Origin of the sequence: Arthrobacter sp. ok909, assembly GCF_900104405.1 — a bacterium.
GTDB classification, from domain to species: domain Bacteria; phylum Actinomycetota; class Actinomycetes; order Actinomycetales; family Micrococcaceae; genus Arthrobacter; species Arthrobacter humicola.
The window spans coordinates 15,147-33,973 of sequence record NZ_FNJS01000013.1 but is presented as its reverse complement, the minus strand read 5'-3'; the positions used below and the strand labels follow the sequence as shown (position 1 = coordinate 33,973).

General features: G+C 64.9%; 13 protein-coding genes and 1 tRNA gene. 1 reads left to right on the top strand and 13 read right to left on the bottom strand.

Annotated elements, in window-relative coordinates:
* Positions 1–41: 41 nt before the first annotated feature.
* From BLR03_RS12245 to BLR03_RS12230, 5 genes are all read right to left on the bottom strand, one after another.
* The gene (locus tag BLR03_RS12245; protein WP_091252915.1) at positions 42–1,982 is read right to left on the bottom strand and encodes a DUF3732 domain-containing protein; all 1,941 of its coding nucleotides are present in this window, start codon (positions 1,980–1,982) and stop codon (positions 42–44) included.
* Complete coding sequence (locus BLR03_RS25295; protein WP_368086966.1) at positions 1,982–2,482, bottom strand: three component ABC system middle component; 501 nt, start codon at positions 2,480–2,482, stop codon at positions 1,982–1,984. Before BLR03_RS25295 ends, BLR03_RS12245 begins: the two co-directional genes overlap by 1 nt.
* Positions 2,479–3,717, bottom strand: a complete 1,239-nt coding sequence (locus BLR03_RS12240) for an ABC-three component system protein (protein WP_139184533.1) — start codon at positions 3,715–3,717, stop codon at positions 2,479–2,481. Before BLR03_RS12240 ends, BLR03_RS25295 begins: the two co-directional genes overlap by 4 nt.
* Positions 3,718–4,038: 321 nt before the next feature.
* Complete coding sequence (locus tag BLR03_RS12235; protein WP_254788444.1) at positions 4,039–4,755, bottom strand: GIY-YIG nuclease family protein; 717 nt, start codon at positions 4,753–4,755, stop codon at positions 4,039–4,041.
* Between the two features lie 321 nt (positions 4,756–5,076).
* Positions 5,077–5,158 (bottom strand) — tRNA-Leu (locus BLR03_RS12230).
* A gap of 205 nt (positions 5,159–5,363) precedes the next feature.
* Here BLR03_RS12230 and BLR03_RS12225 point away from each other — a divergent pair.
* Positions 5,364–5,969, top strand: a complete 606-nt coding sequence (locus tag BLR03_RS12225; RefSeq protein WP_090581781.1) for an ANTAR domain-containing response regulator — start codon at positions 5,364–5,366, stop codon at positions 5,967–5,969.
* A gap of 128 nt (positions 5,970–6,097) precedes the next feature.
* On the opposite strand, the gene pyk is transcribed toward BLR03_RS12225, so the two are convergent.
* From pyk to BLR03_RS12185, 8 genes are all read right to left on the bottom strand, one after another.
* Positions 6,098–7,600 (bottom strand): pyruvate kinase, encoded by a 1,503-nt coding sequence (pyk, locus tag BLR03_RS12220; RefSeq protein ID WP_091252911.1) that lies wholly within the window; start codon positions 7,598–7,600, stop codon positions 6,098–6,100.
* An 82-nt stretch (positions 7,601–7,682) separates the two neighbouring features.
* Positions 7,683–9,140 (bottom strand): glutamate synthase subunit beta, encoded by a 1,458-nt coding sequence (locus BLR03_RS12215; RefSeq protein ID WP_091252910.1) that lies wholly within the window; start codon positions 9,138–9,140, stop codon positions 7,683–7,685.
* The gene (gltB, locus tag BLR03_RS12210) at positions 9,133–13,749 is read right to left on the bottom strand and encodes a glutamate synthase large subunit (protein WP_091252909.1); all 4,617 of its coding nucleotides are present in this window, start codon (positions 13,747–13,749) and stop codon (positions 9,133–9,135) included. Before gltB ends, BLR03_RS12215 begins: the two co-directional genes overlap by 8 nt.
* A gap of 264 nt (positions 13,750–14,013) precedes the next feature.
* Positions 14,014–15,297, bottom strand: a complete 1,284-nt coding sequence (gene lgt, locus BLR03_RS12205) for a prolipoprotein diacylglyceryl transferase (RefSeq protein ID WP_091252907.1) — start codon at positions 15,295–15,297, stop codon at positions 14,014–14,016.
* A gap of 3 nt (positions 15,298–15,300) precedes the next feature.
* Positions 15,301–16,137: a tryptophan synthase subunit alpha gene (trpA, locus tag BLR03_RS12200; protein WP_091252905.1), complete on the bottom strand. Its 837-nt coding sequence runs from the start codon at positions 16,135–16,137 to the stop codon at positions 15,301–15,303.
* Positions 16,134–17,492, bottom strand: a complete 1,359-nt coding sequence (trpB, locus tag BLR03_RS12195; RefSeq protein WP_091252903.1) for a tryptophan synthase subunit beta — start codon at positions 17,490–17,492, stop codon at positions 16,134–16,136. Before trpB ends, trpA begins: the two co-directional genes overlap by 4 nt.
* Positions 17,493–17,616: 124 nt before the next feature.
* On the bottom strand, positions 17,617–18,435 hold the full coding sequence (gene trpC, locus BLR03_RS12190; protein WP_091252901.1) for an indole-3-glycerol phosphate synthase TrpC: 819 nt from the start codon (positions 18,433–18,435) through the stop codon (positions 17,617–17,619).
* A 2-nt stretch (positions 18,436–18,437) separates the two neighbouring features.
* Positions 18,438–18,725 (bottom strand): HGxxPAAW family protein, encoded by a 288-nt coding sequence (locus tag BLR03_RS12185; RefSeq protein ID WP_091252899.1) that lies wholly within the window; start codon positions 18,723–18,725, stop codon positions 18,438–18,440.
* Positions 18,726–18,827: the final 102 nt, after the last annotated feature.

Sequence of the window (18,827 nt, the reverse complement as noted above, 5' to 3'; positions counted from 1 at the left end):
GGCTCAGCCGGATACTCGGGCGCCACACCCGGTGATGCCTGCTATTCAATCCACTCCCGGGGTATCAATGCAGTTCCGTCTCGCCAAGTCTCGATGATCGACCTTTGATACCATGGGTCGCTGAAGTCAGCATGGTCGAAGGCGATGATCTGCAGCTCTCCATCGAGCTCAGATGCGACGTCGTACATCATCCTGTAGAGATTGCGAGTGTTGTCACGGTCGTTATCCGACAGTTCATCTAAGTCACCTCCCGTCTTCCGGTCTCGTGGGAAGAAGGCCTGGCTGGGCTGGTCCAGCACTATGAATCGTGGAACCGGTCTGCTGGCTTCGACGAAGTAGCCGTGCAGGGCCAGATAGGCCGTTAGGTGGTACCCGACCCAGCTCATTCCGCTACCAATGGCTCCGGCGTCCATGTACGCCGGCCCGTGTAGAGTGTCGGCAACCACCGTTAGACGGTAGGGGTCGATACGGACACCGTGCTCAGAGTGCTCAAGTGGAAAAGCCTGTGCAAGTCGCGTCATTCTGCGACTGACTATGTTCAGAACGGAATCGACCGCCGAACGAAGCGCATCAGGATCCAGCTCCTCAGTGAGCAGCTCGGCCTGGTCGTTGAGAGTAGCGACCTGCTCTTGTAACGCCGACATCGTGTCGTCGCGTTCGAGGGAGGTAGTTTCAAGATGCTGGGCAATGCGACCTCGAACGAAGCTCTGCTGATCCCAGAACTTCCCTGCTGCTGCTCGAGCGTCATCGGTGAGCGCAAGTTCATCTAGCGCTCCGTCAACGTCTACGAGCTCCGCTCTCGTCCGATTCCGGTCCTGAACCAGCTCCGTGCGGGCTTCGCTGATCCTGGGCTGATCCCTCTGGGTGAGCTCAATTCGCCGGGCAACACGACCGAGGCTATTTCTGATGGCGCCGTGAGTGTCAGCGTCCTCAGCAAGTGTGCGCTGGCATATGGGGCACGCTGCGTCGGGGTCATTTGAGTCAGGGATAAGGCCAATCGAAGCAAGCCGAACGCGGTGTTCGTTTAGTTCGGCTCCATATTCAGTATCAACGCGTGCAAACTCCTCTAAGCCTCGAATCTTGTCGTTTATCTCGCGCAGAGAATCCCTGAGGGCAACACGACGCGCCAGCAGGCGTTCTGTTTCAGCCTGATCATCAACGTCATCGGCATCCGATATAGACGGAACCGCATTGAGAACTCGCGATAAGAGCTCAAAGGCCTCCCCTGCATCACTAGGGACGACATCTGAGGAGAGGAGACCACTAGCTCTTGCATCGGCAATGAGCCCAGCTGCGCGGCCCACACCGAGTTCTCTCGCATCCCGGGCTTCGTCGAGCTTGCGGGTATGACGCCGGATATCGCGGCGCAGTTCTGTTAGTTTCTCCCTCTTCCGGAGAGTGTCTGCTCCCTGGGCGCCGAGGAAGTACGGGAAAGTGTCGCGGATCGCCTGCTTCTGGTAGTCACGATTCTGGCGGTGGAAAAGCAGATCGGGGTTGGCGATTTCTCCCTGGCCTTGGAAGCAGTAGTACAGGGCGTGCTTGAAGTTAGCAGCCAGGGCACGGCGGGTCTGCCCCTCCCCCGGTACGTGGAGGTTCTCCTCAATGCCAATTAAACCACCGAGGTAGTCAAGCAGGTCGGTCGTGTTGGCGTTGACTACTAGTTCAGCGAGAGTCGGGACTTCCAGCGAACCGATGGTGAGCATGACTTGCGAGCTACTCACGCCGTGCGGAGGAGCAGGTCGGCCGATGAAGAACGAAGTGTCGCCCACGTGCGCGAGCAACCCGTACCACGCGACCGTGTTTTGAATTGGCCCGAGGGGTGCATTGGGGCTGTCGCCTCCGAGCAGGAATCGGAGGATTCCGATGATGCTCGTTTTCCCCGTACCGGATTCTCCGGTAATGATGTTGAGTGTGCCGGGCCGGAATCGGATTTCCCGTATCCTGCCATCGGCGTTGTAGAGAAGTAGTGCGTCGAGTTGCATTACGGTTGGACTCCCCAGTGTGCGAGCGTGTTGGCTTCATCGATGTCAGATACTCCGAACCATTTTCCGAGAAACTCGGCTGCCCGAAGGCAGCTATTCCAGTCGGCTGTGGGGTGAAGCGTACGCGGACGTCTTCCCACAGTGCCTGCGGCGAGACCATTGTGCGTTCCTGACAAAACTGCATGCCGGAGCCCAAAAGTGATAGCGGAGGTGGTGAATGGCCGGAAGCCCCGGACTCTATCAGGGAAGTCCATAACGAGGACCGGGTTCCCTCGAAGCCAGCTCCACATTGACGTAGCAGTTGTCCCTGGAAGCGCTTCCCGTGTCGGCTTATGCAAGGCGGTGGGCAACAGAAGGAAAGCAATAGTGATGGGCATAGGAGCGTCCGCCTTCTCGGAGTACCCCTTGCAGGCCTTGTGGAGCAGGACCGAACAGAATGCGGGATTGAACAAAGCGCTGGTTTCAGAACCAAACCCGGACCCGGGAGTTTGAGTACTCATACAGATCCCTTAAATCCACTCACGGTTTGGACCTCGACGAGCCGATGTTGCATGAGGTCGATCCAGTCCCGGTGCCACCCAATCTCAAGCCGGTCGGCGAGAATGTGAAGAGAACCCAGAGGCAGATACCCAGACCTTACTCCTGAACGGATTTCTGGGAGGCTGCACTGCTGCATTGAGGCATAACGCTCCCGAGCCTCACGTCGCGCGTCGGCAGCATCGGCTTCAACGGCTTCAACCTCGTCGGCGGGTTCTCCGAGCGGGAGGAAAACACGGTTCCACTCCTCAGTGAGACGCCGGTCATACTCGTCGAGCTCGCCGAGCGCGAGAAGCTGTTCACGTTGCCAGCGAGAACGTTGGAGGAAGGCTCGGTTGTGGTCATAGATGGCCTGTCGAATGCGACCATGGTGAAGCATTATGATCCTCAACTGTTCAACGAATACGCGTTCATCTTTCTGAACTTCACCGGGGGTAGGCTGTGGTTCGTTGCTGAAGTCAAGCGGAAGATTTTCATCTCGGAGAGATTGCGCGATCGATAGCAACTGCACCTCAATTTCTTCAAGATCGATCCAGTCTTCAATTCCTTGCGTAATCCGTGTGAGATGAAGGAGGGTTCGGCCGTGCCACCAACCCCTCAAACGTTCGATGAGCGGCAGGCGTCGCTGGGGAACTGTGGACTTTCGTACGGTCCCAACCAGTCGATCCGTGAGCTCAGCAGCCTGGACAGCACCATCCAGAACGGTGACCCTACTCAGCAAATCCAGTCGTTGCTTATCGGTGAGCGACAGATACTTCTCGTAGTAGCTGGCGTGATCCTTGTTGCCCGCGGCGTGCGCTATGGCGTTAAGGTGTTCTCGCGCCACGACAAGGTCTTCGGAGCTCCTACTCGGGCCAAGGTTTGCTGCAGCAGAGTCCGCCGGCGCGATAGTGGTGCTGAGCAAAAAGCAAGCCGAGGCGTCATCAGAGGCTTCAATCCAGTTATGGAGCGTTTTCCAAAGGTCCGGGCTAGCATTTCCGAGCGACCCTTGGCGGTCAATGTGGTGTTTGGTCTGCCATAGTTCCACGGGCGAACCCTCATATTCGAATGCGATGTCATCAGCCGTTTCGAGAGAGACCCGAAAACTGACATCGTCATCCATCTTTTGAAGTGCGAGGAGCAGCGCGTACTCCACCTGCACGATATAGCCCAGCGCTGAACCTGCTGCGCTAAATCGGTTTCCCCCTGTGACACTCATAGAAAATGACGGTAGCAAGTGACGGCGCCTGCTTCACGGACCGACGCATAACGATCGTCACCTAATCCCACGGACAAAAGTGGACTGGCTCGTTGAACTTCACGGCGGGGCATCCTTGTCGTGTCCCTTACGGTCAACTTTGCTCAGTATCACGATGGAGGCGTGGTTCAGAAGGCGGCTTCCGATGCTTTGGGCGGAAACTTCGCGTCACTGCTGTGGAAGTCACATGCCACTGATGGCCGGGCTCCTGGGGGGAGGCGTCCAGATTGCCCGCATCTCCCTGCTGCCGCCTCCCGTCTGTATGAAGATGGGCGCCCGGCGTCACGCGATAGGAAGTGCACGCGCTGTTGTCCTGTGCTCGGCACGGAGGGCCTTGAGCGTCGGGTGGTAGGGATGGTGGCTGTTGCCCCGAAGGTTAAGCGGCAGGTTCAGCTGCTTGATCGCGTGCGTTTCGGGCAGCCAGGGCGAATCCGTCTGAACCCAGGTCACGCGGGCGTGCCGGCTCATCCACTCGCTGATCTGTCGTTCGCCCTGGTGCGTGAAGGTCAGCCGGTTTCCGCTGCCGACTCTGCGGAGCGCGACGCCTAGATTGTCTGCCAGATGGCAGCCCAGTGTCAGCCGTAGTGTGGAACCGTAGGCGTTGCCGCGGTAGTGGTATCGGAGCCGGTTCCAAAGCGTCTGCGTGCTCGGCGTTGTTCCATTTCTGGGTGGCTCTTTAGGCGCGATGCCGACATAGAGCATCGCACCTTCAGCGATGGCGTGGCAGTCGCGCCCGTCTACGCCGGGTGGCACTTCATCGAAGTACCACGCGTAGATGCCGGACACCTTCGGCACTGGTGAGGACCGTTCGAGCACTTCCTCGCGGGTGTAGAGTCGCGCTGGCCTTGGTAACTGTGTCAGCTCTGCGGTGTAGTCCTCGGATGAGTCCCGCTCCACGCTGGTCAGAGCCGGGAGGGAAGACTGCGAGTCCTTGGCTGCGTCGAGCAGCGGCACCACAGGAGCGGCAGCCTCGTCCGGGAAGTCTGGTCCTGTCGTCACAAAACAACGATAACGGCGAGCATCCCGAGAACGGTTCATCAACACGCTCCGACCGGCCAATTATTCGTCCGTCTGGTGCCGACTCCTGCATCAGCGATCGCTGCTTCGCGGAGCGTGCAGTTAGGTGTCTCATTGGGCGTTCAACAGGGTTGTGCTTCCACCCGGTTGCGGTCATTGTAGCCACGCGGAGAAGGACATTGCTCCAGCGCAGAGAGCGCGGCGGAGGAGACGGCGGTCGCAAGGTCAAGTCCCGAAATCTACAGCTTGTCAAGCTTTGTCAACAGTAAAAAGACACAAAGCCACTGACCTGCGGAAACACTGTGCCCGAGGTGGGACTCGAACCCACACACCTTTCGATACCGCATTTTGAGTGCGGCGCGTCTGCCAATTCCGCCACTCGGGCGCGGAGTACACCAGTGTAACAATCACTCAACCACAGTGCTGTGAGCAACGCGATCGCTTCCAGTGCGCGAAATTACTCTACATGCAGATAGGCTGAATTCCAGAATCGCGCCAGTGACGCCGCATCGAACCAAACCGGTCCAAGTACATCGGCGGACGAAACCTATGATGGTGTAGTTCCCGCCGTACCTTTCCAAGGAGTTCCCGTGTCAGAACAGACGGAGTCATCCCCCACTTCCCAGCCGGCGCGCCGCGTTGTTGTCGCCGAGGATGAGACTCTCATCCGCCTGGACATCATCGAGATCCTGCGCGGTGAAGGCTACGACGTCGTCGGCGAGGCAGACAACGGCGAAAAGGCCGTGCAGCTTGCCGAGGAGCTCAAGCCCGACCTCGTCCTGATGGACGTCAAGATGCCCGTCATGGACGGCATCTCGGCCGCAGAGAAAATCGTCAAGGCCCGGATCGCCCCCGTGGTCCTGCTCACCGCGTTCAGCCAGAAGGAGCTTGTGGAGCGCGCCCGCGACGCCGGCGCCATGGCCTACGTGGTCAAGCCGTTCACCCCGGCGGACCTCATCCCGGCGCTGGAGATCGCGCTCTCCCGCCACGAGGAGATCAAGGCCCTCGAAAGCGAAGTCACGGACCTGCAGGAGCAGTTCGCCACCCGCAAGCTCGTGGAGCGCGCCAAGAGCCTCCTGACCACCAAGATGGGCCTGACGGAGCCTGAAGCCTTCCGCTGGATCCAGAAGACCTCGATGGACCGCCGCCTCAGCATGCGCGAGGTCGCCGAAACCATCATCAACCAGGTCAACTAGCCGCGGCCCGGCCGCACAACCGCGGCCGCAAGCTGCGAATCAACAGAGCACCAAGAAGGGAGGATCCCCGCCAACCGGCGGGGATCCTCCCTTTTTGCGTTCAAGCGTTCAGAACTGCACCTTCAGAACTAGTCCTGGAGCCGGTTCTTCTTCTTCTTTTCCGGCCAGGGGCCGAGCTTGTCCTTGGTCACGGCGTTCTCGCCGTGGCTGCCGGCGTCCGCCAGGTCGCCGACCTTGTGGACCTTCAGCATGTTGGTGGAACCGGCCTTCCCGGGAGGGGAACCGGCGGCGATAACCACCATGTCACCGTCTTCGACGAGGTCCATCTCGAGCAGGTTGCGGTCAACCTGTGCGGTCATCTCGTCGGTGTGGCCCACCATCGGGACCAGGACCGGCTGGATGCCCCAGGTCAGCGCGAGCTGGTTCCAGACGTGCTCCACCGGGGTGAAGGCGAAGACCGGCCGGATCGGGCGCAGCCGGGAGAGGCGGCGGGCCGAGTCACCGGACTGGGTGAAGGTACAGATGTACTTCGCTTCCAGCTGGTCGGCGATCTCGACGGCGGCACGGGTGATGGCGCCGCCGCGGGTCCTGGGCTTGGTGCCCAGCGGGGGGACGCGTTCCAGTCCGTGAACCTCGGTGGATTCGATGATGCGGGCCATGACCTTGACCGTCTCGATCGGGTACTTGCCCACGCTGGTCTCGCCCGAGAGCATTACTGCGTCGGCGCCGTCGAGCACTGCGTTGGCGCAGTCGGAAGCCTCGGCGCGGGTCGGGCGCGGGTTGTCGATCATCGACTCGAGGACCTGGGTGGCCACGATGACCGGCTTGGCCCAACGGCGGGCCAGTTCGACGGCGCGCTTCTGGACGATCGGCACTTCCTCCAGCGGAAGCTCCACGCCGAGGTCGCCACGGGCCACCATGATGGCGTCGAAGGCGTCGATGATCTCGGGCAGCTGCTCAACGGCCTGCGGCTTCTCGATCTTGGCGATGACCGGCACGCGGCGGCCTTCCTCGTCCATGATCTCGTGGACCCGGACGATGTCCGAGGCATCGCGAACGAAGGACAGGGCGACCATGTCCACGCCGCGGCGCATCGCCCAGCGCAGATCGTCCTCGTCCTTTTCGCTCAGAGCCGGCACGTTGACGGCCACGCCGGGCAGGTTGATGCCCTTGTTGTTCGAAACCCAGCCGCCGACAACCACCTGGGCAACGACCTTGACGGCGTCGACCTCGATGGCGCGCAGGGCGACCTTGCCGTCGTCGATCAGCAGGGCATCGCCAGGCTGGACGTCCTCGGTGAGGCTCTTGAGCGTCGTGGAGCAGATGTCCTTGGTGCCCGGAACGTCCTCGGTGGTGATCGTGAACGTGTCACCGACCTCCAGGAGGTGCGGTCCGTCCACGAAGCGGCCCAGACGAATCTTCGGGCCCTGCAGGTCGGCCATGATGGCCACGGCCTTGCCGAGCTGTCCGGCAGCCTTGCGGACGTTCTCGTAGGTGTTGTCGTGCACGGAGTAGTCGCCGTGGCTCATGTTCATGCGTGCCACGTCGACGCCGGCTTCCAGCACGGCAAGCGTGTTCTCGAAGCTTGCGATTGCCGGTCCGAACGTGGCCACGATTTTAGCGCGTCTCATATACCTACCCTAGTGGTCTGTTGCATGGATGAAGTTGAAGCGAGTGTGAATCCCTGATGACCGAAATCCAGTGACCGGAGGGCTACAGGACGGCCATCGCCCGGTCGGTCGGTGCCACCGGGGCCGGCAGGATGGTGCTGCCCATCAGGAACTTGTCCACCGCGGCGGCGCAGGCACGCCCCTCGGCGATGGCCCAGACGATGAGTGACTGCCCGCGGCCGGCGTCGCCGGCAACGAAGATGCCCTCGGTGTTGGTCATGTAGTAGCCGTCGCGGGCTACGTTGCCGCGGCCGTCGAAGTCGGCGCTGACCTGCTCGGTGATCCCGGCCGGCTCGGCTCCCGTGAAGCCGAGGGACAGGAAGACGAGGTCCGCCGGAATGATCCGCTCGGTGCCGGCCTTCGGGAGGCGCTTGCCGTCAACGAATTCGGTCTCTGCGACCTTGACGCCCGTGAGCTTGCCGTTTTCTCCGACGAACTCGACAGTGGAGGCGAGGTAGGTGCGTTCGCCGCCTTCCTCGTGCGCGCTCGCGACCTCGAACAGGGTGGGGAACGTCGGCCACGGCTGGTGGCCGGCACGTTCGAGGGGCGGCTGCTTGCCGATGGCCAGGGTGGTCACGGAGGCGGCCTGGTGCCGGTGCGCGGTGCCGAGGCAGTCCGCGCCGGTGTCGCCGCCGCCCAGGATCACCACGTGCTTGCCGGCGGCGTTGATCTGGTTCGCGACGGTCTCCCCCGCCACCACCCGGTTGGCCGGGACAAGGTAGTCCATGGCGAAGTGCACGCCCTCGAGCTCGCGGCCCGGGATCGGCAGGTCACGCGGGACGGTGGCGCCGGTGGCGATCACGACGGCGTCGTACCGGCGGCGCAGCTGCTCCCACGTGACGTCGGTGCCGACGGCCACGCCGGTGCGGAACCGGGTGCCCTCGGCCTTCATCTGCTCCAGCCGGCGGTCCACCTGCTCTTTTTCCATCTTGAAGTCGGGGATGCCGTAGCGCAGGAGCCCGCCGATCTTGTCGTCGCGCTCATACACAGCAACGGTGTGGCCCACGCGGGTCAGCTGCTGCGCGACGGCGAGTCCGGCCGGGCCGGAGCCGACGACGGCGACCGTCTTGCCGGACAGTCGGGCCGGCGGCAGCGGGTTGACCCAGCCGTTCTCGAAGGCCTGGTCCACGATCGATACCTCGACCTGCTTGATGGTCACCGCGGGCTGGTTGATGCCCAGCACGCACGACGCCTCGCAGGGGGCCGGGCAGAGCCGGCCGGTGAACTCGGGGAAGTTGTTGGTGGCGTGCAGCCGCTCCATCGCTTCCTCGCCCTTGTCCCGCCAGATGAGGTCGTTCCACTCCGGGATCAGGTTGCCCAGCGGGCAGCCCTGGTGGCAGAACGGCACGCCGCAGTCCATGCAGCGGCCGGCCTGGGCCTTCAGGACGCCCTTCTCCTGGGCTTCATAGACCTCTTTCCAGTCCATGATGCGGACCGGAACGGGACGGCGCGGCTGGGTTTCACGCTGACGTACTTTCAGAAATCCGCGTGGATCAGCCACCGGTCACCTCCAGGATTCGAGACCAAACTTCTTCGCCGTCGGGGTCCAGGCCCTCTTCGATGGCGTCAAGACGGGTTTGCAGGACAGCCGCGTAGTCGCGCGGCAGCACCTTGGTAATGCGGGCTGCGGTGTCGTCGAAGTTCTCGAGGAGCCGGGCCGCGTTGAGCGATTCGGTTTCCTCGACGTGCTTGACCAGCAGTCCATGGACAATGTCACGGTCCTCGGCGTCGAGCTCGCGCAGCTGCAGCTCGCCGGACTCGAGGGCCTGCTTGTTGACGCGTTCGGTCTGCAGGTCCAGCACGTAGGCCGTACCGCCGGACATGCCGGCGCCGAAGTTGCGGCCGGTGCGGCCGATGATCAGCGTCTGGCCACCGGTCATGTACTCGCAGCCGTGGTCCCCGATTCCTTCGACCACGGCGGTGGCGCCGGAGTTGCGGACCAGGAAGCGTTCGCCCACCTGGCCGCGCAGGAACATCTCGCCGCTCGTGGCGCCGTAGCCGATCACGTTGCCGGCGATCACGTTGCGTTCGGCCGGGAAGACGTTGGTGCGGTCCGGCCGGACGATGATGCGGCCGCCGGAAAGACCCTTGCCGACGTAGTCGTTCGAGTCGCCGAACATGCGCAGCGTGATGCCGGCCGGCAGGAAGGCCCCGAGGGACTGGCCGGCGGTTCCGCTGAGCGTGATGTCAATGGTGTCCGTCGCCAGCACGTCCGTGCTGAACGTCTTCGTGACCACGTGGCCGAGCATCGTGCCGACCGAGCGGTCCGTGTTGATGACGTTCACCGAGATCTTGACCGGGGTGCGATCGCTGAGGGCTTCGGCCGCCATGGCGATCAGGCGCTGGTCGAAGTGCTTGTCGAGCTCGTGGTTCTGTCCGGTGAGGTTCCGCAGCGGGGCGTCGTCGTCGAACTCGAGGCCGTGCAGGATCGGATCCAGGTCCAGCCCTTCGGCCTTCCAGTGGTTGATCGCGTCGCGGGAGTCGAGCATCTCGGCGTGGCCGATCGCCTCCTCGATGCTGCGGAAACCGAGCTCCGCGAGGATTTCACGGACCTCCTCGGCGAGGAATTCGAAGAAGTTCACCACGAATTCCGGCTTCCCGCTGAACCGTGAGCGGAGCTCGGGGTTCTGGGTCGCGACGCCCACCGGGCAGGTGTCCAGGTGGCAGACGCGCATCATGATGCAGCCGGAGACCACCAGCGGGGCGGTGGCAAAGCCGAACTCCTCGCCGCCAAGCAGCGCGGCGATCACGACGTCGCGGCCGGTCTTGAGCTGACCGTCCACCTGCACCACCACGCGGTCGCGCAGGCCGTTGAGCATGAGCGTCTGCTGCGTCTCGGCCAGGCCGAGTTCCCACGGGACACCGGCGTGCTTAAGCGAGTTCAGCGGCGAGGCGCCGGTACCGCCGTCGTGTCCGGAAACGAGCACGACGTCGGCCTTCGCCTTGGTGACGCCGGCAGCCACGGTGCCGATCCCGACCTCGGAGACGAGCTTGACGTGCACGCGGGCCGACGGGTTGGCGCGCTTGGCATCGTAGATCAGCTGCGCGAGGTCCTCGATCGAGTAGATGTCGTGGTGCGGGGGCGGCGAAATGAGGCCGACGCCGGGCGTCGAGTGCCGCGTCCGGGCCACCCAGGGGTAGACCTTCTGCGCCATCAGCTGGCCGCCTTCGCCGGGCTTGGCACCCTGCGCCATCTTGATCTGGATGTCGTCCGCGTTGGACAGGTACAGGCTCGTGACGCCGAAGCGGCCGGAGGCGATCTGCTTGACAGCGGAACGGCGGGTGGGATCGAGCAGGCGGTCCACGTCCTCGCCGCCCTCACCGGTGTTGGACTTGCCGCCCAGCCGGTTCATGGCGATCGCGAGGGTCTCGTGGGCTTCCTGGGAGATGGAGCCGTAGCTCATGGCACCGGTGGAGAACCGCTTGACGATGCTGGAGACGGGCTCCACTTCCTCAAGCGGCACCGCGGGACGCAGGCCGGCCTTGAACTTCAGCAGGCCGCGCAGGGTCATGAGGTTCTCGGACTGGTCGTCCACGCCGCGGGTGTAGGCCTTGAAGATGTCGTAGCGGCGTTCACGCGTGGCGTGCTGCAGCCGGAAGACGGTCTCCGGGTTGAACAGGTGGGGTTCGCCGTCGCGGCGCCACTGGTATTCGCCGCCGCCGAGCAGCGGCTGGTGCGGCAGTTCGATCCCGTTCTCGGGGTAGGCCATGCGGTGGCGTGCCAGGACTTCGGCGGCGATGACATCGAGGCCGACGCCGCCGAGCTGGGAATGCGTGCCGGAGAAGTACTCGTCCACCAGATCCTGGCCGAGGCCCAGGGCTTCGAAGGTCTGGGCACCGGTGTAGGAGGCCACAGTGGAGATGCCCATCTTGGACATGATCTTCAGGACGCCTTTGCCGAGGCCCTTGATCAGGTTGTACACGCCGTCCTGCGGGGTGACGCCGACGACGTCCCCGGAGGCGATGAGCTGCTCCACGGATTCCATGGCCAGGTAAGGGTTCACGGCCGAGGCACCGTAGCCGATGAGCACGGCGACGTGGTGCGTCTCGCGGACGTCTCCGGCCTCCACCACGAGGGCGGTCTTGGTGCGGTTGGCGCTGCGCAGCAGGTGGTGGTGCACGGCGCTGACGAGCAGCAGGGACGGGATCGGGGCCCACTGGGCGTTCGAGTCGCGGTCCGAGAGCACCACGTACTGGACGCCGCGATTGATCGCGCCGGAGACCTGCTCGCAGATTTCGGTGAGGCGGGCGCGGAGGGCATGCTCGCCGCCTTCGGGGCGGTAGAGTCCGCGGACCTTCATGGCGACCTTGTCGCCGTCGGCGCTCTCGATGTTCGCGATCTTGGCGAGCTGGTCGTTGTTGATCACGGGGAACGGCAGCGAGACCTGCGGCTGCCGGACCTGCTTGGTGTCCAGCAGGTTGCCGTTCGGGCCGATCGCGCATGTCAGGGACGTGACGAGTTCTTCACGGATGGCATCCAGCGGCGGGTTGGTGACCTGCGCGAAGGACTGCACGAAGTAGTCGAAGAGCAGCCGCGGGCGCTTGGACAGCACGGCCACAGGGGTGTCGGAGCCCATGGCACCCAGCGGTTCGGCGCCGGTGCGCGCCATCGGGCCGAGCAGGATCTTCAGTTCCTCGGTGGTGTAGCCGAAGGTCCGCTGGCGGATGTTGACCGACGCGGCCGTGTGGACGACGTGCTCGCGCTCTGGGAGGTTCTTGAGGTCGATCAGGTTGTCCTTGAGCCATTCGGCCCAGGGGTTCGCCGCGGCGACCTCGGCCTTGACCTCGGCGTCGTCGATGATCCGCCCGGCTTCGGTGTCCACCAGGAACATCTTGCCCGGCGAGACGCGGCCCTTCTTGACCACCTTGGAGGGTTCGACGTCGATCACGCCGACTTCGGAGGCGAAGACGATGAGTCCGTCTTCGGTGATCCAGTACCGGCCCGGGCGCAGCCCGTTGCGGTCCAGCGTGGCGCCTACCAGGTTGCCGTCCGTGAAGGACACAGCTGCGGGGCCGTCCCACGGCTCCATGAGCATGGAGTGGTACTCGTAGAAGGCCTGGCGCGCCGGGTCCATGGTGGCGTGGTTCTCCCACGCCTCCGGGATCATCATCATGATCGAGTGGGTGATGGGCCGGCCGGAGAGCCAGAGCAGCTCCGCAACCTCGTCAAAGGAGGCGGAGTCCGAGGCGCCGGGGGTGCAGATCGGGAACAGCTCTTCGGGCGAGTCGCCCAGCAGCGGGCTGGCGAGCTGCGACTGCCGTGCCCGCATCCAGTTGCGGTTGCCCTTGACGGTGTTGATCTCGCCGTTGTGCGCGATCGTGCGGAACGGCTGGGCCAGCGGCCAGGACGGGAACGTGTTGGTGGAGAAGCGCGAGTGGACGATCGCGAGCTTGGTCTTGAAGCGCTTGTCCGAAAGGTCCGGGTAGAACGGTTCCAGCTGCGCGGTGGTGAGCATGCCCTTGTAGACGATCGTCCGCGAGGACAGTGACGGGAAGTACACGCCGAACTTGTTCTGGGCGCGCTTGCGGATCCGCCAGGCGCGGGAATCGAGCTCGTTGCGCTCGAGGGTTTCCCCGGTGCTGGAGGCGAAGAACGGCTGGGAGAAGTGCGGCATGCAGGCCCGGGCCATTGCCCCGACGAGGTCGGCCACGATCGGGACTTCGCGCCAGCCGAGGACGGTCAGGCCCTCATCGGCGGCGAGGCTTTCGATTCCGGCCCGGGCGGCGTCGGATTCGCGCTGCTCGGCGGGCAGGAACGCGGTTCCCACGACGTACTGGCCGGGGGCGGGGAGCTCGAAGTCGGTGACCGCGCGGAAGAATTCGTCCGGGACCTGCATGAGGAGGCCGGCGCCGTCGCCGGTGCCCTCATCGGCGCCCACGGCGCCGCGGTGCTCAAGGTTGCGCAGTGCGGTCAGGGCCGCGTCGACGATGTCGTAGCCCGGCTCGCCGCGCAGCGTGGCGATGATGGCCAGGCCGCAGGCGTCCTTCTCGTTCTCCGGGTTGTAGAGCCCGGCCGCGGCCGGGATCGACGCAAAACGCGCGAAGGGTGACGTTGCGGCCGTCGGCTGGTCCGGATCGGACCAGCTGGGGCTGTGAAGAGTTTGGGTCATTGGAGACGTCCTTCCTCCTGATCGTGCGTATGGGAGGGACAACATTGGCCCCACTCGGCACGCCGGTGTGATGGGCGCAACAGAGTGTTTTTCTAACTGGAATTGTAGGCCAGCCCGGCCTTCTGTAGTAACAGTTACGCAGGTACTGGCCCGGGCTTGCGTGGACAGCCCCTATCTGCTGTCCACAACATTCCCTCTTGCCACGACGCTGTGGTGTCGGGTCCTGCGAGCGGTGGCTCCGCAACCCGAGCTGCCGGTGCCGAGTTACTTGGTGCCCTCGGCCCCCGGCGCGGTTTCGGTTGCCTGGCGGCCGGATACTCCGGCTGCCGGATCTCCGGTGGCGGGCTGGGTGCCGCCGGTGGAGTCCTTGCTCGCGCCAGCATCTGCGTCCGCAGGTGCGGAGACAGACGCGGGTGCGGGACCTGGTCCGCTTTGGTTATCTCGGAGATTACCACGGGATTCACTATCTGAGACAAGTGTGTCCGCATGGCGGATGGATGTTGCGCCGGCGGGAACGGTGTAGGCAGTGGCTTTATCGGCAGTGGCGTCAGCATCGGTTTCGACGGCGGAGACCGCGTCGGGAGCCGGTTCGGCGTCAGGCTTCCCGGCCGTCCCGGCGGTTTCGACGTCGGCGGTTTCGGTCGCCGGTTCCCGGCCCGGGAGGAACGGGGTGTCCGGTCCTGAGGGCTTGCGCAGCCCGAGGAGGATGAAGGCGATCAGGGCCCCGAGGAGGACAAAGATGCTGGTCCAGACGTTGAGCCGGGTGGTGATGCCGAACAGGCTGATCTGCTCGGCGTCGTCGATCCGCATGGCTTCGATCCACACCCGGCCCAGGGTGTAGTAGACGGCGTAGAGGCAGAAGAGGCGGCCGCGGCGGAAGTTGAACTTCCGGTCCAGGGCCAGCAGGATCACGACGCCGGCGAGGTTCCACAGGGACTCGTAGAGGAACGTCGGGTGGAAGAGTGTGTCGGCGGGCATACCGGCCGGGAAGTTAGGGCTGTTCGGGTCGATCTGGAGCCCCCACGGCAGCGTGGTGGGGCCGCCGAAGAGCTCCTGGTTGAAGTAGTTCCCCCATCGGCCAATTGCCTGGGCCAGCAGCAGCCCGGGGGCGGCGGCGTCCATGAAGGCGCTCAGCTTCACCCCGGCTCGCCGGCACCCGATCCAGGCGCCCACGGCGCCGAGGACGACGGCACCCCAGATGCCCAGGCCGCCGCGCTGGATCTGCGGAATCAGGGACAGGTCTCCGGTGCCGTTGAACCCGGGGCCGAAGTAGGCATCCGGTGAGGAGAACACGTGGTAAAGCCGTCCGCCGATGATGCCGAACGGGATGGCCCAGATCGCGATGTCCCACACGCTGCCCTCGGGCGCGCCGCGGCGCGCCCAGCGGACGGAGGTGAGCCAGAGGCCGGCGACGATGCCGGCGAGGATGCAGAGGGCGTAGGCGTGGATGCGCAGTGACCCCCACGGCAGCGGGATGTCGAATCCGGACCAGCTAGGGCTCGGAATGCTCGCGGGAATCATCGCCGCCGCGTGGAGGACTGACTGCATTGCTTACGCTTCTTCCTTGGCGAGGCCAGTGCTGAGGTCTTTCGTCAAGGAGGCTACCGCATCCACGCCGCCGTCCCGGATGGCCGCGACGAGTGCGGTGCCCACGATCACGCCGTCGGCGTACTCGGCGATCTCGCGGACGTGGTCCGCGTTGGAGACGCCCAGGCCCACGCAGACGCGTTCGGCGCCCGCGGCGTGCGCGGCGGCCACAACGTCCTTGGCCGCGGAGCTGACCGAGGTCCGCGCGCCGGTGACGCCCATGATGGAGACGGCGTACACGAAGCCGCGGCTGGCCTCGACGGTCCGCTTCATGCGTTCCGGGGAGGACGAGGGCGCCACGAGGAACACGCGGTCCAGACCGTACTTGTCCGAGGCCGCCATCCATTCGGAGGCTTCGTCGGGGATCAGGTCCGGGGTGATGAGTCCGGCTCCCCCGGCCTCGGCAAGGCTGCGGGAGAATTCGTCCACGCCCATCCGGACCACGGGGTTCCAGTAGGTCATGACCAGGACGGCGGCATCGGTCTTGCTCGTGATGCCGCGGACGACGTCGAAGACCTGCCGGACGTGGAAGCCCTTCGCTAGGGCCTCCGTGGTGGCCGCCTGGATGACCTGGCCGTCCATGACCGGATCCGAGTACGGGATGCCGATTTCGATGAGGTCGGCGCCGTTCTCGGCCAGGGCGATGCCGGCGGCAATGGTCTCTTCGACGCTCGGGTAGCCGGCGGGCAGGTAGCCGATCAGTGCTGCCCGGCCCTGGGCCCGGGCGCGGTCAATGGCGGCGGCCGACTTGCTGGCGTGCTGTGCGGCTGCCTGGTTGGCGCCGTCGTGGGTGGTGCTCACAGCTGTTCCCCCTCTTTGGCGATTTCGGCTTCGGGTGAGTCTTTGTCCAGCAGGTCGAACCATTCCGCGGCGGTGGCCACGTCCTTGTCGCCGCGGCCGGAGAGGTTCACGATCACGATTTTGTCTGTTGCTTTGCCCCCGGGGCCGACCTCGGCCGCGAGCCGCTGGCCCACCTTGATGGCGCCGGCGAGGGCGTGCGCGGACTCGATGGCGGGGATGATGCCCTCGGTGCGGCACAGGAGCCGGAAGGCCTCCATGGCTTCGCTGTCCGTGATGGGCTCGTAGCTGACCCGCCCGATGTCGGCGAGGTAGGAGTGCTCGGGGCCGACTCCGGGGTAGTCCAGGCCCGCCGAGATGGAATGCGATTCGATGGTCTGGCCGTCGTCGTCCTGCATGAGGTAGGACCGTGCGCCGTGCAGCACGCCCGGCTTGCCGAGGGTGATGGTGGCTGCGTGGCGTCCGGTTTCGACGCCCTCGCCGCCAGCTTCGAAGCCGTAGATCTTGACCGAGGGGTCATCGAGGAAGCCGTGGAAGATGCCGATGGCGTTGGAGCCGCCGCCGATGCAGGCGCAGACGGCGTCCGGAAGCCGGCCCGTCTGGTCCAGGATCTGGGCCCGGGCTTCCTCGCCGATCACTTCGTGGAAGTAGCGGACCATCGCCGGGAACGGGTGCGCACCGGCGGCCGTCCCCAGCAGGTAGTGTGTGGTGCCCACGTTTGCGACCCAGTCGCGCAGGGCCTCGTTGATGGCGTCCTTGAGGGTCTGGGAGCCGTTGGTCACCGGGATGACCGTCGCGCCGAGGAGTTCCATCCGGGCCACGTTGAGGGACTGCCTGCGGCAGTCCTCCGCGCCCATGTAGACGACGCATTCCAGGCCGAGCAGGGCGGCCGCGGTGGCGCTGGCCACGCCATGCTGCCCGGCGCCGGTTTCGGCGATGACGCGGGTCTTGCCCATCCGCTTGGCCAGCAGCGCCTGGCCCAGGACGTTGTTGATCTTGTGCGAGCCGGTGTGGTTGAGATCCTCGCGCTTGAGGAAGATCCGGACACCGCCGGCGTGCTCGGCGAAGCGCTTGGCCTCGGTCAGCAGCGAGGGACGGCCCGAGTAGTTCTTGTTCAGGTCGGCGATCTGGGCGATGAACTCAGGATCGGCCTTGGCCTTCTCGAAGGTGTCCTCGAGTTCGTCCAGGGCTGCGATGAGCGACTCCGGCATCCATCGGCCGCCGTAGTTCCCGAAGTACGGTCCCGGGGCGTGCCGCAGGGATGGTTCGCCCTTCGTGGGATGTTCCTGGGGGCGGTCGCCCTGCAGGAACGCGTCCACGGCACTTTCGTCTGAGCCGGCTGTTGGCGCATCGACCATCAGTCTCACCATCCTGTTCCACTGCTAGCTTTGGGGATCTGCACATGAGATCCGCTCGTTGTCCGGGCAACTGCGGGCCCGGTACCGCTCGCGGCCCGGACGCAGACGCCCGGACCGGCCTGCCTCAGGCGCGGGCGGCGATTGCCGTTGCGCCGGCGGCCATGAATTCTGCGATCCGTTCGCGGGGGGTCGTGTCGCTGACCAGCGCCTCGCCCACCAGGACCGCGTTGGCGCCGCGGGCTGCGTAGTGGCTGACGTCCTGGACATCGCGCACCCCGGACTCGGCGATCACGAGCGCACCGGCGGGAATCCCGCCCGCCAGGTCCGCGAAGACGGAACGGTCGACGTCGAGCGTCTTGAGGTTGCGCACGTTGACGCCGATGATCCGGGCCTCGGCGGCCACGGCGCGCTCGATTTCCTCGCCCGTGTGGGTCTCCACCAACACGTTCATGCCGAGTTCGCGGCTGAGGGCCGTAAACTCGCGCAGCTGGGCGTCGGAGAGCGAGGCGACGATCAGCAGGATCAGGTCGGCGCCGTGGGCACGGGCTTCCCAGATCTGGTACTCGTCGATCATGAAGTCCTTGCGCAGCAGCGGAACGTCCACGGCTGCCCGGACGGCGTCGAGGTCAGCCAGCGAGCCGCCGAAGCGGCGTTCCTCGGTCAGGACGCTGATGACGGCGGCCCCGCCGTCGGCGTACTGCGCGGCGAGGGCAGCGGGATCGGCGATGTCCGCGAGCCGGCCCTTGGACGGGCTCCGGCGCTTGACCTCGGCAATCACTTTGAGCTGGTCCCGCGGGCTTGAGTTCCCGCCCAGGGCCGCCCAGGCGTCGCGGGCAGGTGCCGCGGCAGCGGCGCGCTCCTTCAGTTCCGCGAGCGTGACGAGGCGCTGGCGCGTCTCCATATCCTCCCTGACACCGGCATTGATGTCGTCGAGAACGCTCACGCTCAGTGGCCGGAGTTCTTCAGCTTGCTGCCGCCGACGCCGTAGCCGGCCTTGCGCATGACCCAGCCGGCCAGCAGGCCGATCACCATGACGACTGCGCCGGCAATAAAGACGGGCGTGTTGGCGATGACGAAGGCGATGGACGCAATGAGGGCGCCGATCAGCATCACGATCACGCAGGTCCACGCGGCCGGGCTGTTGCCGTGACCCGGCGCTTCGCTGTGATCGACGTCGTCGTAGACGCCCGTCGAAGCAGCGGACGTGGATGCGGAAATAGTGGCTTTGCTCATTGAAATCTCCTCAGGATAAATACTGCTTACATTCTGCCATTTTTTGGCTGTGTGTTTTGGCCGCGTTGCTGGCGGCGTTACCGGGCGCGCCCGCGGCATCGG

Bases quoted from the DNA above. Each gene is read 5' to 3' on its own strand.
- BLR03_RS12245 (WP_091252915.1), bottom strand. From the start codon at position 1,982: ATGCAACTCGACGCACTACTTCTCTACAACGCCGATGGCAGGATACGG.
- BLR03_RS25295 (WP_368086966.1), bottom strand. From the start codon at position 2,482: ATGAGTACTCAAACTCCCGGGTCCGGGTTTGGTTCTGAAACCAGCGCT.
- BLR03_RS12240 (WP_139184533.1), bottom strand. From the start codon at position 3,717: ATGAGTGTCACAGGGGGAAACCGATTTAGCGCAGCAGGTTCAGCGCTG.
- pyk (WP_091252911.1), bottom strand. From the start codon at position 7,600: ATGAGACGCGCTAAAATCGTGGCCACGTTCGGACCGGCAATCGCAAGC.
- gltB (WP_091252909.1), bottom strand. From the start codon at position 13,749: ATGACCCAAACTCTTCACAGCCCCAGCTGGTCCGATCCGGACCAGCCG.
- lgt (WP_091252907.1), bottom strand. From the start codon at position 15,297: ATGCAGTCAGTCCTCCACGCGGCGGCGATGATTCCCGCGAGCATTCCG.
- trpB (WP_091252903.1), bottom strand. From the start codon at position 17,492: ATGGTCGATGCGCCAACAGCCGGCTCAGACGAAAGTGCCGTGGACGCG.
- BLR03_RS12185 (WP_091252899.1), bottom strand. From the start codon at position 18,725: ATGAGCAAAGCCACTATTTCCGCATCCACGTCCGCTGCTTCGACGGGC.